Source organism: Maribacter sp. MAR_2009_72, assembly GCF_007827235.1.
GTDB classification, from domain to species: Bacteria; Bacteroidota; Bacteroidia; order Flavobacteriales; family Flavobacteriaceae; genus Maribacter; species Maribacter sedimenticola.
The window spans coordinates 366,656-381,838 of sequence record NZ_VISB01000001.1 but is presented as its reverse complement, the minus strand read 5'-3'; the positions used below and the strand labels follow the sequence as shown (position 1 = coordinate 381,838).

The window sequence follows — 15,183 nt, the reverse complement described above, 5'->3', positions numbered from 1 at the left end:
GGACCATCTTATGGAGTTTGTTATTTATACTTACGATTTATATTAAGATTAAACCCGTGTAATCTTGGCTCCTATTGCCCGTAAGCGCTCATCTATATGTTCATATCCACGATCAATTTGTTCAATATTGTGAATAGTGGAAGTTCCTTTTGCCGATAATGCGGCAATTAATAATGAAACACCGGCCCTTATATCAGGGGAAGTCATTGTAGTGGCCTTTAAGGTAGATTTGAAATCATGTCCTATTACGGTAGCCCTGTGCGGATCACATAAGATAACCTTAGCTCCCATATCCAACAATTTATCCACGAAGAATAAACGGCTTTCAAACATTTTTTGATGTATCAACACCTCTCCTCTAGCCTGTGTCGCTACGACCAACATAATACTTAAAATATCAGGAGTTAATCCTGGCCAAGGAGCATCGGCAATGGTCAAAATGGAACCGTCTATATAATTTTGGATTTCATACCCATCTTTATGGATGGGAATATAAATATCATCACCTTTCTTTTCAACGGTTATGCCCAGTTTTCTAAAAACGGTAGGTATTTGACCCAAATCGTTCCAACTAACATCCTTAATGGTCAATTCACTCTTGGTCATTGCCGCCAGACCGATCCAGCTACCTATTTCGATCATATCCGGTAACATTCTATGTTCCGTACCACCTAATTTATCTACCCCATCAATTACCAAAAGATTAGAGCCTACCCCCGATATTTTGGCGCCCATTCTATTGAGCATTTTACACAACTGCTGTAAATAAGGTTCGCAAGCGGCATTGTATATGGTTGTCTGGCCTTCTGCCAGAACAGCTGCCATTACAATATTTGCAGTACCGGTTACGGATGCTTCATCCAAAAGCATATAGGTACCGGATAATTTTTCGGCCTCTACCCCGTAAAAATATTCCTCACGGTTGTATCGAAACTTGGCGCCTAATTTTATAAAACCTTCAAAATGGGTGTCCAAACGTCTTCTACCAATTTTATCTCCTCCTGGTTTGGGTATATACCCTTTACCAAAACGGGCCAATAATGGTCCTACCAACATGATGGACCCACGTAATCCCCTACCATCTTGTTTAAACTGATCGGACTGTAAATAATCCATATTTACATCGTCTGCCTTAAACGTGTATGAGCCTTTTCCCTTCTTTTGGATCTTAACGCCTAAATCCTCCAATAAGGAAATGAGCTTATTGACATCAACAATATCCGGAATATTGCTAATGGTTACTTTTTCGTCTGTTAACAGTACTGCGCAAAGGATTTGAAGTGCTTCGTTTTTTGCGCCCTGAGGTGTTATTTCACCAGATAACTGGTGCCCTCCTTCAATTTTGAATGTTCCCATCTAAATAAGTGGAAATTTAATAGCGTTTCTTGCCGCGGTTATTATTGTTTCTTTGATTTTTCTTGCCAGAATTATTTGACCTCGGCGTTTTGGCAACTCTATTTTTAAGGAACTGGCCACTGTCCGTAAGATTTACTTCCTCAGAAGCCAAATCTATTTGACCATCGCTCAACTCGTACAAATGTTTAAAAATAGTTTTATCGTCTACCACGTCCTTGTTCCAATTAAGGTAACATTTCTTCATATGGTTTGCAATGGCATATTCCAAGCCCGATCTTTTGTCCCCCTTTTCCCATTCCACGGCTACATCCACCATTCGTTTAATATTATTGCCGTAAAAACGGTATTTTGGAAAATTCTGTGGATATTCCAAAGGTTCTGGTCGTTGTCTAAGGATTTCCTTGGACGTAATAGGAAACGGTGATTCCACATCCAATTTAAAATCTGACATAATGAACAGCTGGTCCCATAGCTTATGTTGAAAATCTGGCACATCACGTAAATGTGGCTGCAGGTTTCCCATTACACTGATTATGGCCTGGGCTATCTTATTACGTTCTACCGGATCCTCTATAGATACGGCATAATCTACCATTTTTTGAAAATGACGGCCATATTCAGGTATAATTAAATGTGAACGTTCCGTATTATATTCTAGGTTTTCTACTAATTGCAAATTGAAAATTTTAGCTTAAAATGTTTGAGAAGTATTCTTATAACGATGCCAAATTAATAAAATTATAGCTGAAATACTATTTTAGAGCGAGATTACCCCTCCTATTTTACCTACTTCCTTGTATTTTTTGATAACACTGTCCGGGCTATCCAAATTCACGGTAATGGAAACACTGGTATATTTTCCCGTTTTGGATTTTCTTGAATTGATTACCGCGCCCATATTATCAAATATACGGTGAATTTGCCCTACTTTATCCGTATCGCTCTTTACTATAAATTTATATAGATAATTAGTGGGCCATTTTGATGTTTCCTTTAACTGAACCCTTAATTTTTTATAAAATTCTTCAGGATTATTTTCATCCATACCTTCAATTTTAAGCAAAGATAAGGGTAAACCATCAGTTTTTTTATACTCTGGGTTTGTGTACTTTTGTCAGCTAATTGTAAGAAATTGAAAAACAAAAGAATAGTTGTTACAGGCGGGCCCGGAACAGGTAAAACTGTACTGATCTCATCTTTGGAAGAACATGGTTTTCATTGTTTTCATGAAGTGATCAGGACCATGACGTTGGATGCCCTTGACGGCAAGGAAGTTGATGATCAACTGGTAAACCCTATTGATTTTGTGGATGATGCCAAAAGTTTCAACGATCAACTTATAAATGCCCGTTTAAAACATTTTAAGGAAGGTGAGATCATACAACGGCCACATCTATTCTACGACCGTGGACTACCGGATGTAATAGCCTATATGAATTATTTTAAACAACCTATAGAATCTTACTATTCCAATTTATGTTCCCGGCACAGATACGACGAAGTACTGATCTTACCACCATGGGAGGATATTTATGTTCAGGATAATGAACGTATGGAAAATTTTGAACAGGCCTGTGGCATTCACGCCCATTTGGACCAAACATATACGGCATTGGGTTACCAACCTATTGAGGTTCCTTTTGGTACAATTGAAGAACGTTTACAATTTGTTATAGACCATATAGAGAAGACAGGGTGAACATTACACCAAAAGACATCTTAAATAAATATTGGGGCTTTGAAAACTTTAAGGGCTCGCAAAAAAGTATTATTAACGCCGTCCTGAACGGTGAGGATGTTTTAGGCCTACTGCCCACAGGTGGCGGAAAATCCATTTGTTTTCAAGTACCCGCTTTAATGAAAGACGGTATATGTATTGTCGTATCTCCCTTGATTGCCCTGATTGAAAACCAAGTGGACAATTTGCAAAAATTGGGCATTAAGGCCTTAGGCTTTAAGGGCGGACTTAAATTTGAGGATGTAGATAAATTATTGGATAATTGTATCTACGGCAATTACAAATTTTTATACCTCTCACCAGAAAGGTTGCAACAAGAGCTTGTGCAGGAGCGTATAAAGTCCATGAACGTATCTATAATCGTGATAGATGAAGCACATTGCATTTCTGAATGGGGACATGATTTTAGGCCGGCATACCTAAATTGCGCCATTCTAAGGGATTTTCATCCACAAGCCCCTGTTTTGGCCCTTACGGCAACGGCTACAAAAAGAGTAACGGAAGATATGGTCAATTCTCTTGAGCTCAAATCTCCCTTAGTAGTAAAAGATTCGTTCTTCAGAAAAAATATTGGATTTGGAATTATAGCCACCGAGGACAAAAACGGTTACTTAAAAAGATATTGCAAACAGTTAAAAACTAGTGCTATTGTCTACGTTAGAAGCAGAAAAAAGGCAGAGGAGCTATCTTCCTTTTTACAGCAAAACGCCATCAAAGCTACTTTTTATCATGGTGGTATGGACCAAAAACTAAAAACGGAAAGGTTAGGTACGTGGTTAACTAATAAAGCACAGGTTATGGTTGCCACAAATGCATTTGGCATGGGCATTGACAAGCCAGATGTAGCATTGGTCATACATTATCAAATACCGGATAGTATTGAAAATTATTTTCAAGAAGCAGGAAGGGCCGGTAGAAACGGAGATAGGGCCAAAGCTATATTATTGACCAATACAACGGACAAAAACCTGGTTAAAAAACAATTTTTGGATGTACTGCCAGATACATCATATGTAAAATTGGTCTACAAAAAACTCAACAATTATTTTCAAATAGGGTTTGGCGAATATGTAGAAGAAAAATTTCCACTCAATTTTAACGAGTTTTGCAGCACCTATAAACTGAATACCTATTTAACGTACAACACCCTTCAGTTACTGGACAGGAATTCCGTTATATCGTTATCAGAGAATTTTTCAAAGAAAACCACGGTCAAATTCAAAACGGACAAATCAGCCATTTATCGTTATTTTCATCAGAATCCGCAGTTAGAGGAATTTGTCAAAATAGTTTTACGCACCTATGGAGGACTTTTTGAGTTTGACACCCAAATTAATACCTATTTATTGGCAATGAAAAGTAATAGACCAGAATCTGTGGTTCAATTGAATCTTGAAAAATTAGCCAAAGATGAGATGATTATTTACCATAGTTCTCCTACTGATCTGGAAATTACATTTTTGGTACCACGGGACGATGACCGTACTATCAACAGATTTTCCAAGACTATCGTTGAACAAAATCAAGTAAAAACTGAAAAAATAACAACAATTCTAGATTATATAGATAATGTAGACATCTGTAGAAGCATTCAGTTATTGGATTATTTTGGTGAAAAGCAACGTATTGCCTGCGGTATTTGCGATGTTTGTGAAAGAAATAAGATAGGGAATACCGATATACAGAAACTAAAAGAAGCTATTCTAGGAATATTACAGGAACAAAGCGCCTCTTCTAGAACATTACAGGAAAAATTGGGCGCGGAACAGGAAAATCTTATCACTGCCCTACAAGAACTATTGGAAGAAAAACAACTATCGTTAAACGCTATAAACGAATATGAACGCAGATAATATGGAAGCATTGAGAATTGTATTTATGGGAACCCCGGATTTTGCCGTGGGAATTCTGGAACAGCTCGTACAAAAAAAATATACGATTGCCGGGGTAATAACCGCTCCGGATCGGCCCGCCGGTAGAGGTAGAAAACTCAATGAGTCTGCGGTAAAACAATTTGCGGTAAAACATGGTTTAAAAATCTTACAGCCTACCAATTTAAAAAATGGGGATTTTTTGGCCGCTTTAAAGGACCTGAACGCTAACATACAAATTGTGGTCGCCTTTAGAATGCTACCCAAGGTGGTTTGGAATATGCCCAAATATGGAACTTTTAACCTACACGCTTCATTATTGCCACAATATCGTGGTGCCGCTCCAATAAACTGGGCCATAATAAACGGAGAAACAAAAACCGGAGTCACTACTTTTTTTATCGATGAAAAAATAGATACTGGCGAAATTATTTTACAAGATAAGGCAACCATAAATTTTACTGACAATGTTGCGGATCTTCATGACCGGCTTATGCATTTAGGTGCAACGACCGTTATAAAGACTTTGCAGAGAATTCAAGAGGGTAATTTCAATACCACAAAGCAAGAAAACCTTGACGACCTTAAACTTGCTCATAAAATTCATAGGGAAACGTGCGAGATAGATTGGAACAGGCCGCAGATGGATATCTATAATTTCATTAGAGGGTTAAGCCCCTACCCTGCTCCTTGGACAACCCTGTACAACGCAGACCAGCAAACTATTACCAAAATCTATAAAGCCAACATAGAAAAAGCTGAACATGAATTGGCAAACGGAACCTTAGTCTTTTCCAAAAAAGAATTAAAGGTTGCTGTACAAGATGGGTATATACTTTTGGAAGAAATGCAATTACAAGGCAAAAAAAGAATGCATGTTAAGGATGTTTTAAACGGTCTTCAACTCCAAGAAAATGCTAAAATGGGTTAAACCCCCGTAGTTATTGGGCTGGGCGAAATGTAAAAAAAGACCTACTTTATTAACAAACCTCTTGAGTTATCAACAAAATAAGGGATTTCCGCCCATTTTACTTGTGTTGGTCATAAATCCATATAAATTTGTTATCAGGTATAAAAATTATATTAATCACAATTAATTAATCACATTATGAACAAAACAGAATTGATCGATGCAATGGCAGCTGACGCTGGCATCACAAAAGCTGCGGCAAAAAAGTCATTAGAATCTTTCTTAGGAAATGTTGAGAGTTCTCTTAAAAAAGGAGATAGAGTTTCTTTAGTAGGTTTCGGTTCTTGGTCCGTATCTAAAAGAAATGCAAGAGAAGGTAGAAACCCATCAACAGGAAAAACTATCCAAATTGCTGCTAAAAATGTAGTTAAGTTTAAAGCTGGAGCTGATTTAGGTAAAGCTGTAAACTAAGATTTGCATACATATATTATGAAAAGCGCCCATAGTGGCGCTTTTTTATTTATTGATTTTTGAAATTAGGAGGATTTATCTTACATTAGGTTTATAATAAGTTAATATACATGGTCTCTTTAAAACCAACTAAGGGTAAATTGTTGATCGCAGAACCAACGTTAACGGGTGACGTATCTTTTAATAGGTCCGTTGTGCTGCTGGCGGAACATAATACTGAAGGTTCTGTTGGCTTTATATTAAATAAGCCTTTGGAGTATCAAATAAATGACTTGGTTACTGAAATTGAGTTGCCCTTTCAAGTATATAACGGTGGTCCTGTAGAACAGGATAATTTATATTTTATACACAAGGTCCCACATCTAATCGATAATAGTGTGGAAATTTCAGATGGTATTTATTGGGGTGGTGATTTTGAAACGACCATAGAACTGATCAATAAAGAGATAATTTCAGAAGATGATATCCGTTTCTTTCTTGGATACTCCGGTTGGTCTTCGTTACAGTTAGATGAGGAATTGACCTCTAAATCCTGGATCGTAATAGAGAATGAGCACGAAAGTAGAATTATCCAAAAAGCGGCCAACGCCTTTTGGAAGGAAAATATGATACAATTGGGCGGTAATTATCTGCTGTGGTCCAATGCTCCAGAAAATCCTAGTCTTAACTAGACCGTTTTAGTCAAGGATAAACGTGCCGCTGCATTTAATTTTCCTATCAATGCCTTAGCTGCCACATCATTGAAATTTTTCTTTCTGTATTTGGTAATGGACACGATACCATCAATACTATTGGTTAGAAATATTTCGTCCGCTTTTTGAAGTTCAAATGGTGAAATACTCTCTTCTAACAGTTGGTAATCCTCAAGTTTGGCAATTATATCCATTAATTTTTTCCTTAAAACCCCATTTAAACAACCATCTGTCAATGGCGGAGTTTTAATACATTTATCTTTTACCAAAAAAATATTGCCCTTTAAGGTTTCCACAACCTGCTTACGTTCGTTCAACAATAGACAATCATCGTAATCGTTTTCGTTTGCGTAAATTTCGGCAACGGTGTATAAAATTTTATTGGTGGTTTCCAGATTGGAAAGCATTGTTGAATTTTTATAAAAATCCTTATATAGCTCAACCTCATAATCACCGGTGTTGATTGTAAAAAAGGTATGCTCCAATTCTTTGGCTGTAATGACGTAAGAAATGGAGTTTACGTTTGCAGCATCCTTTTTTGTACTATTTCTGTAAACTGTAAATTTAATTTCATACCCTTTATCCGCATTTATTTTTGATATCAATCTTAAAATTTCCGCTTCCATAAATTCCATGGTGAAGTTCATGGGTATGACCATCCTCAATATTCTCATGGACGACATTAAGCGCAAATAATGCTCCTCTAAAAAAAATACATCACCGTTGACGACCCTTAATCTTTCAAAAAGAGCATCTCCAAACTGTAAGCCCCTATTGTCCGCATTAAGTATAGTACCATTGCCCTCTACCAATTCACCATTAAAATTGACCATAAAAAAAGCCTTAAAAATTTTAAGGCTCAAAGATACTGTAATTAGGAATATTATTAGGAAGAACCCAATACTTGCTTTAAATCCGAAACTTGGTTGGTCCATAGCATTTTAGATTCGTCTACTTCATCTTCATCCGCAAAATCTGTTATGAACAGTGAAACATCCTTTGTAATTTCATCTACAATAATTTTCATTTCAAAATAGCTATTGTCCTCGGCTTCGTCCCATGCAAAGCGCACGAACTCATCTGTTTTCCTTTTCAACAATTTAGCTTCTTCCTCTGCGCCGTCCCAGATAAAGGTAAATGTCTCTCCTCTTGAATTTACATTGTCCGCAAACCATTCTGACAATCCAGATGGTGTAGCCAAATATTGATATAACATTTGGGGTGAAGACTGAATTACAAACTCTATTTCGAATTTTATTTTATCGCTCATTTATCTACTACTTTATTCAGAGCAATATATATATTTCTCAATGATAAAAAAATAAATGAACGCTATAAATTTTTTAAGTGGGTTTAGTTGAAGAACAAATAAATTACCACTATATTTGCAGCCGTTTAAAAATAATACGGCGAGGTAGCTCAGTTGGTTAGAGCGTCGGATTCATAACCCGGAGGTCGGGGGATCGTGCCCCCCTCTCGCTACTAAGATTAAATTCTTTACAAACAGCGGTTTAGTGTTCACTAAACCGTTTTTTTATGTCTATTTTTCTGATAGTCTAAAGAACCGCACGAAAAATTTAGACAGTTTAGAAATACTTTTTTTATAGAATCTTGGTGTTTTTTTGCTTGGAGGCCCAATTACCAAAAAAGATGCTCTAAAAAATGAACATGTTCTTTTGAGAAGTTTTTGTATTTTCAATGGTGTCGAAGTCTGAAGCTTCACCGCGTATAATAACCTTAATTCTCTCTTTTGTTCATTCTAGTTATATCAACAATTTACTTAGAATCAAGCTTAAGACGTAGATAAAACAGACTGAACAATGAAAAATATAATACTAAAAATCTCAGTATTTATATGTGTGATTTTTTTTAATGCCTGTAAAACTGAGAAATCTGAAATTACTGAGAATGATTTTTCATCAGAAGAAAACGTATACCTTGGATACAAACCACCAGGACTAGTTCCTGAACTTTTTATTCCTGAAAAGAGTACTTCTACTGATTGGACGTTAGGAAATGTGGACTCTTTAGATATGAATGAGTTTTACTTTACTTACACAGGGAACAACCCGTTTGAGGATCCTGTAGTTGTGTATAGGAATGAAGGTAGTTCTTACCGTGTAAACAAGTATAGTTTCAAACATAATCCTAGCGATAGTAATATCTTATATTCCAGATGGAATTACATAGAACGTACAGATTCTGGTTGGTCAAAAATAAAAAGTCTAGGTCCAATGTTTGAGAGGGAAGATTGGGACATTATGGTGATGTCGGTATCCTCTAAAGGCACTTTTGTCTTTGATGACTATAAAAGTAATGACGTAATCAGAATGTCAAGAATTTTAGACGGTAAGCGTGAAGAACCAAAATTACTCGGTAAGCATATTAACACAGGTAAATGGACATGCCACCCCTTTATAGCACCAGATGAATCCTTTTTAATATGGGGTAGTGAGCGAGAAGATGGATATGGCAAGTCTGATAACTATATTAGTTTTCGGCAACTAGATGATTCATGGGGGCCTGCCATTAATATGGGAGATAAGATAAATTCAGAGCTCGTAGAAAATGGAGCTTTTTTAACGTTGGATGGAAAGTATTTGCTTTTTTCAAGGCATGAAGAAAAAGTAAGGGAGAATGGTAGTACCTATTGGGAATCCAATAAATATTGGGTTGATACCAAGATTATTGAAACCCTTAGACCTCAAAAATGATTTCGTGCAAGAATTGATAAGAGTGTGAGAATAAATTCGCTACTACTCAAATAGGCAACCTTTGGCAACGATAAATGACGACAACGAAATAAATTATCTTTCAAATAGAGATTTAAAAACTAATATGATCTATGACCAAAGATCATTTTAAAAGACAAATTATATATAGTTTATTCATATTGGTATTTTATAATTCTTATGTTGGTCAAGTCAAAATTGAATTGGCGCCCACTAATGACGTATAAAAAGCAAATCAAATTTAATTATCTTTAAGTTCTCCCCTACTAAAACATAATATTCACATTTTAAAAATCCGTCTCTAGAATAGACGCTCTATTTATTTGCAATTCCATTACACTTCATGTTAACCAACCACTAAACCAATGATAAAATTCTTTAAAAAAATTAGGCAAAATTTACTGTCAGAAGGAAAAACGGGAAAGTACCTTAAATATGCCGTTGGCGAAATTATGCTTGTCGTAATTGGAATTCTAGTTGCATTATATATTAACAATTGGAATGAAAACCAAAAAGAAGAAAAGAGTGAAGCATTAATACTCAAATCTCTTCAAAAAGACTTTATTGAGAACAAAAAAATATATTCATATATAGTTGATAATCAGATGCTTGTTGTTGAGAACTGTAAGTCACTTATAGAATGTTTGGAAAGAAAAGATTTAAAATACAAGAGAGATTCTATTATTTCCTTTATCTATTATGGAGCTTTTAATTATTATAGAGCAGAACCTATCTTAGGTAGTTATCAAGCTTTGATCGGAAGTGGAGATTTAAAAATATTAAAAAGCGAAACTCTTAAATCAAAATTAGCGTTCTTCTCATCTGAAATAAATCAAGGATTTGAAGATGAAACATTATCCATGAATTTACTGAATACACTACATTATGAATTTAAATCAATTGGAACGTTATTTTTAGATAATAAAATTAGAAATACTATTGGTTTAAGCAAGGTTAAAAAAGATATTGGGTTACAGGATAAAAAATTAATGGAGCTATATCAAAACCCAAATATTTTACACCCGTTAGCTATGAAAACAGGTGTTGAAAATAATAGATTAAAATTGTATGTTAAAATGTTAGAATACTCCAGTGAGATATTAAATTTGCTTGAGTCTGAACTGGAAGAAAAAAAATAACGAAAGCACAATAACGTAAATAAAACATACTTAGTAATTGTTAATTAAAAAGTTTAGTGCTTAATACAAAGACTGCCAAGTTTTTTATGTTTGGTTCTGTATTCGCCAGTAAATCAAGTGCCATTTTTATGCTACGGTTTATACACACGTCAGTTGCACAAAATAAACTAAGATGATTAGTTTTTAAATACTAAATGCTATTTTAATAAAAAACATTAATATTTTAAATTTGAATATGAAGCAATCTAAATTACCTAATAGCAGATTAATATACGTTCTAGCAATATTGAGTTGTACACTATTTTGCTTTGGAGGATTTACTATTGTCTTCGCTATTATATCATATGCACTAGCTATAAAATCTGAAAAAATTTATAATCAAAATCCTAGTATATATTCTAACATTAAGAATATTAAAAAAGGTAAGATCATTGCTATTATTGGTTTAATACTAAATTTAATAATAATTGGAATTACTATTTGGACATTGGCAACAATAGGTTGGGATGCTTGGACAGATGAGTTTATTAGAAGATGGAACGAAGGATTACAAAATAATAGCTGATAATTTAAAACATAGCATAACATTATATTAAATTACATCCATTTTCTAGACTTTAAAATTCCATATATATTTTATTCGATTTGCATCTTAAATATTCTGAAACATACCACAATTCATATTAATAGCCGATGAAATTAATGAATGAATCCCAGAATGCAGGAAGAACCCTTAATATTTAAGCATAAAGAATTTCCTATCATAAAGGTATTTGACAAGCATTTTGAAATTAAAGCTATAGATTATTGGGAATATAGAACTTTTAAATATTCTGAAATAAAGGAAATCTCACATTTTAATCCTAATGATAAATGGTGGAGTCAACTTTACCTTTTGGCCTCACCTATTAATCTATTATTCTCTAAAAATGACCAATGGGTTTTAAATATAACTAAAATTAATGGTGGAGATTGGACTTATAATACTTCAAATAAATACAACTCCAACTTTAGAAAAATTATTGATCTTTTAAAAAAGAAAATAGTTGATACACAAAGTAAAAACTAATTCCCACAATCTATACGCAATACGAAAAATGGTGCTTATAGCCTGCCGTGGTTCAATTTTAATGGTTTTGTTGTAAAATCTTAAAAAATAACATTACTAATTACTACTCACCAAATTTGAGTACAAAAATTCTTTTAGAGTTTAGCTTTTCTACAACTTAAAAGTGATATTATCATTTTCAATTATTGTTTTAGGCCAGGCGATCCTAAATAACATGTGAAGATTTCCCTACTGTGATTTTTAATTATATGTTTATTTAAATTATGGCCCAAAATCAGTTGGTTTTATAATCATAAAGTTTTAATGAAAGTTCGTTTAACTTACCTTTAGAGTCTTCTTTTAAAAAATGCTTTTCCAAAAGATGAAAACCAGTCTACTCTTTATCATACTAATGTATATGTTTCCTTTTTGGAGTATAGGACAAAATCTATCTCCACCAATACAACATTACAGTAGCTATGAATACAATGCCGCTAGTAAAAATTGGGGCATAACAATGGATAATAATGGAGAGTTATATGTGGCCAACAATAATGGCCTTTTACATTTTAATGGGGAAAATTGGACCTTGAACAAATTACCCAATAAAACAATAATTCGTTCAACTGCTTATGTAGATGGTAAGATTTTTACAGGCTCTTATGAAGAGTTCGGGTATTGGAAAATGAATGCTTACGGCTCTTTGGAATATACCTCTTTAACCCATTTAATCACTGACCATGAATTTACGAACGAAGAATTTTGGCAAATTATACAACTGGACAATGCGATTATTTTTAGGTCTTTCTCAACCATTTATCTGTATAAGGACAATGATATTCAAGTATTGGATGCTCCCTTCGTCGTTACCAATATTGCAAAGCACAATGGTCAGATTATAGTTGCCGGCGAACAACGAAAACTTTTTTACATTAAGGATAATGAATTGGCCCCTTATGTATCTCACGATATTTTAGAAGGCAAGACCATTATAGATATGGTTTCCTTTGGAGAAAATTTATTGATTGGCACCAAACTGAACGGATGTTTTTTGCTTGTAAATGGGCAAGTTCAAGTATTGGATGACTCTATAAACAAAGAATTAAAAGAGCATCAATTAAATAAAGTATTGGTTATTGACCAAAACACCCTAGCTTTTGGTACGATTAAAAACGGAATCTACACCTACAATATCAAGCACAATACCTTCCAAAACCTGAATAAAGCGCTAGGGCTTCAGAATAATACGGTTTTGGCCATGTTACAGTTTAAGGAACAATTATGGTTAGGCCTTGATAATGGCTTGGACAAAATACAATTGAAAAATCCCATTACCTATTACACGGACCACTCCGGAGTTTTAGGAACTGTTTATGATCTTGTAGACCATAATGGACAACTTTATTTAGGGAGTAATACAGGTATATACTATTTTAAAGAAAACCAATTACAATTTGTACCCGGCTCCCAAGGTCATGTTTGGGATTTGGAAATTATTGACGGTGATCTCTTTTGTGGCCACAATACGGGTACTTTCATTTTAAAAAATGGTAAGTTGACCAAAGTGTCAGATATTTCTGGGGGCTACCAAATAGCAAAGGTTCCCGAAACAAGATCTTCCTATATTCAAGGTACTTATACGGGTCTGGCCAGCTTTAAGAAAAATGAAAACGGAGATTGGATCACTAGTAGGGTCTCTGGTATAGATTTTCCCGTTAAGCAATTTTGTTTTGAAAATGCTACAAATATTTGGGCCGCTCATCCATATAAAGGTCTTTTTAAAATAAAAATGGACAATACCCACACAAAAGTATTGTCGTTTACGGAAATAAAAACTGGTTCTATTCCCAACACCTACAATATAAAATTATATAATATTAAAAATCAGATCGTATTATCAAGCGAAGGCAATTGGTACAAATATGATCCTATCTCAGATGTTATTTTGGAGTTTGATGAGTTTAAGGAGTTTAAAAATATGGATCTTGTAAACTACAATGCATCAAACTATTGGTTTTTTGATAATGATAACCAGAAAAAAATAATCCATACCGACCTAATCGATAATCAATTTACCTTGGATGATGCCCAACTTAGAAAAAGATTGGCCATAGAAACCAAGACCATTGTTAATTACAATGATTCCATATATTATTTTACCCTAACGGACGGCTTTGGAAAACTAAATCTTAACCAATTTGAAAATGAGCTAAAAAATGTAGAGCTACCAACTCCCAGATTAAGTTCATTCAAAGATGAAAACACCACCTATACAATAACTAATTCCAATTTTAAAATTCCCTATAACCAATCTAAATCCTTGGGTATTAATTTTTCCGCCGGTAGTTTTAAACAGTATACCTATTATTATGAACTTAAGGGTGCAATTGATCAATCCAGTTATTTGGACAATGGTTCCATAAATCTCCAAAATTTAACTTTTGGTGAATATATCTTACAAATACATACAGTAAGTATAGGAAATGAACTTTCGGCTCCAAGAATAATAGATTTCAAAATTTTAAGACCATGGTATTTTTCCAATTGGAGCTTATTTGGCTATTTAGTATTAATCATTGCCGGTATTCTTTTAGTTCGTTGGTATAACAGGCAAAAATTGGCAAAAAAGCATAATCTACTAAAAATTAAAATGCAGCGGGAACAGGATGAACGCTTGGCCCAAATGGAAAAAGAAAAATTAGAAAAAGAAATTAAAAGAAAACAGACCGAGCTTGCAAGGACTACCATGAGTGTGGCTAAGAAAAATGAACTGATTTTAGAATTTAAAGACCTTATTGCATTAAATCAAGAAGCATTTAGCAACAAACAGCGTTTTAGATCACTATCCAAGAAATTGGATAGCTCCATGAATGAAGATCAGGATTGGAAACATTTTGAAGTCAGTTTTAAAGAACTACATGAAGATTTTTTCGAAAATCTTTTAAAGAAGTATCCAAAGCTGACCCCTAAAGATCTGCGGTTATGCGCTTATCTCAAAATGAACCATACTACAAAAGAGATAGCTCCACTAATGGGAATATCCATTCGTGGTGTTGAGATCCATAGGTACCGTCTTCGTAAAAAATTGAACATTGACAGCTCCCAAAACCTTTCAAACTATCTAATAAAGTTTAAATAAAACAACTTTACTTCTTAATCAAAACTACTTCAGGTATTAAGAGTGCGTTAATTATCTACATCAATACTACATCATTACGTTAATTTT

The 15,183-nt window shown here is 34.3% G+C and carries 15 protein-coding genes and 1 tRNA gene; 11 read left to right on the top strand and 5 right to left on the bottom strand.

Annotated features, from left to right (window positions below; genetic code table 11):
• Positions 1-48: 48 nt before the first annotated feature.
• The 3 genes from murA to JM81_RS01430 all read right to left on the bottom strand — a co-directional run bounded on the left by murA (position 49) and on the right by JM81_RS01430 (position 2,401).
• On the bottom strand, positions 49-1,356 hold the full coding sequence (gene murA / locus JM81_RS01440) for a UDP-N-acetylglucosamine 1-carboxyvinyltransferase (RefSeq protein ID WP_144800400.1): 1,308 nt from the start codon (positions 1,354-1,356) through the stop codon (positions 49-51).
• 16 nt (positions 1,357-1,372) lie between these two features.
• Positions 1,373-2,032 (bottom strand): DUF4290 domain-containing protein, encoded by a 660-nt coding sequence (locus JM81_RS01435; protein WP_089260547.1) that lies wholly within the window; start codon positions 2,030-2,032, stop codon positions 1,373-1,375.
• Positions 2,033-2,113: 81 nt separating this feature from the next.
• A complete protein-coding gene (locus JM81_RS01430; protein WP_144800399.1) occupies positions 2,114-2,401 on the bottom strand; it encodes a DUF493 family protein in 288 nt (95 codons plus the stop codon).
• An 87-nt stretch (positions 2,402-2,488) separates the two neighbouring features.
• Between JM81_RS01430 and JM81_RS01425 the strand changes: the two genes are divergently transcribed.
• The 5 genes from JM81_RS01425 to JM81_RS01405 all read left to right on the top strand — a co-directional run bounded on the left by JM81_RS01425 (position 2,489) and on the right by JM81_RS01405 (position 7,017).
• Positions 2,489-3,055 (top strand): AAA family ATPase, encoded by a 567-nt coding sequence (locus JM81_RS01425; protein WP_144800398.1) that lies wholly within the window; start codon positions 2,489-2,491, stop codon positions 3,053-3,055.
• Positions 3,052-4,947: a RecQ family ATP-dependent DNA helicase gene (locus tag JM81_RS01420; RefSeq protein WP_144800397.1), complete on the top strand. Its 1,896-nt coding sequence runs from the start codon at positions 3,052-3,054 to the stop codon at positions 4,945-4,947. The genes JM81_RS01425 and JM81_RS01420 overlap by 4 nt, the downstream gene beginning before the upstream one ends.
• A 1-nt stretch (position 4,948) precedes the next feature.
• On the top strand, positions 4,949-5,896 hold the full coding sequence (gene fmt / locus JM81_RS01415) for a methionyl-tRNA formyltransferase (protein ID WP_144805545.1): 948 nt from the start codon (positions 4,949-4,951) through the stop codon (positions 5,894-5,896).
• A 177-nt stretch (positions 5,897-6,073) separates the two neighbouring features.
• Positions 6,074-6,346, top strand: a complete 273-nt coding sequence (locus JM81_RS01410; RefSeq protein WP_089260551.1) for an HU family DNA-binding protein — start codon at positions 6,074-6,076, stop codon at positions 6,344-6,346.
• A gap of 110 nt (positions 6,347-6,456) precedes the next feature.
• Positions 6,457-7,017: a YqgE/AlgH family protein gene (locus JM81_RS01405; protein ID WP_089260552.1), complete on the top strand. Its 561-nt coding sequence runs from the start codon at positions 6,457-6,459 to the stop codon at positions 7,015-7,017.
• Here the strand turns inward: JM81_RS01405 and JM81_RS01400 are convergent.
• Both JM81_RS01400 and JM81_RS01395 read right to left on the bottom strand, forming a co-directional pair.
• Entirely contained in the window at positions 7,014-7,871 is an 858-nt protein-coding gene (locus JM81_RS01400) for an aminotransferase class IV (protein ID WP_144800396.1), read from the bottom strand. The genes JM81_RS01405 and JM81_RS01400 overlap by 4 nt on opposite strands.
• A 53-nt stretch (positions 7,872-7,924) precedes the next feature.
• Positions 7,925-8,308 (bottom strand): START-like domain-containing protein, encoded by a 384-nt coding sequence (locus JM81_RS01395; protein ID WP_089260554.1) that lies wholly within the window; start codon positions 8,306-8,308, stop codon positions 7,925-7,927.
• A gap of 138 nt (positions 8,309-8,446) precedes the next feature.
• On the opposite strand from JM81_RS01395, the gene JM81_RS01390 reads away from it, so the two are divergent.
• The 6 genes from JM81_RS01390 (at position 8,447) to JM81_RS01365 (ending at position 15,096) form a co-directional block, all read left to right on the top strand.
• Positions 8,447-8,520: transfer RNA gene (locus JM81_RS01390), tRNA-Met, on the top strand.
• Positions 8,521-8,858: 338 nt separating this feature from the next.
• On the top strand, positions 8,859-9,752 hold the full coding sequence (locus tag JM81_RS01385; RefSeq protein ID WP_144800395.1) for a hypothetical protein: 894 nt from the start codon (positions 8,859-8,861) through the stop codon (positions 9,750-9,752).
• Positions 9,753-10,135: 383 nt separating this feature from the next.
• The gene (locus JM81_RS01380; RefSeq protein ID WP_144800394.1) at positions 10,136-10,909 is read left to right on the top strand and encodes a DUF6090 family protein; all 774 of its coding nucleotides are present in this window, start codon (positions 10,136-10,138) and stop codon (positions 10,907-10,909) included.
• Between the two features lie 235 nt (positions 10,910-11,144).
• Positions 11,145-11,474, top strand: coding sequence for a CCC motif membrane protein (locus JM81_RS01375; protein ID WP_144800393.1), 330 nt, complete (start codon positions 11,145-11,147; stop codon positions 11,472-11,474).
• 141 nt (positions 11,475-11,615) lie between these two features.
• Entirely contained in the window at positions 11,616-11,978 is a 363-nt protein-coding gene (locus JM81_RS01370; RefSeq protein WP_144800392.1) for a hypothetical protein, read from the top strand.
• A gap of 361 nt (positions 11,979-12,339) precedes the next feature.
• Positions 12,340-15,096, top strand: a complete 2,757-nt coding sequence (locus tag JM81_RS01365) for a LuxR C-terminal-related transcriptional regulator (RefSeq protein ID WP_144800391.1) — start codon at positions 12,340-12,342, stop codon at positions 15,094-15,096.
• Positions 15,097-15,183: the final 87 nt, after the last annotated feature.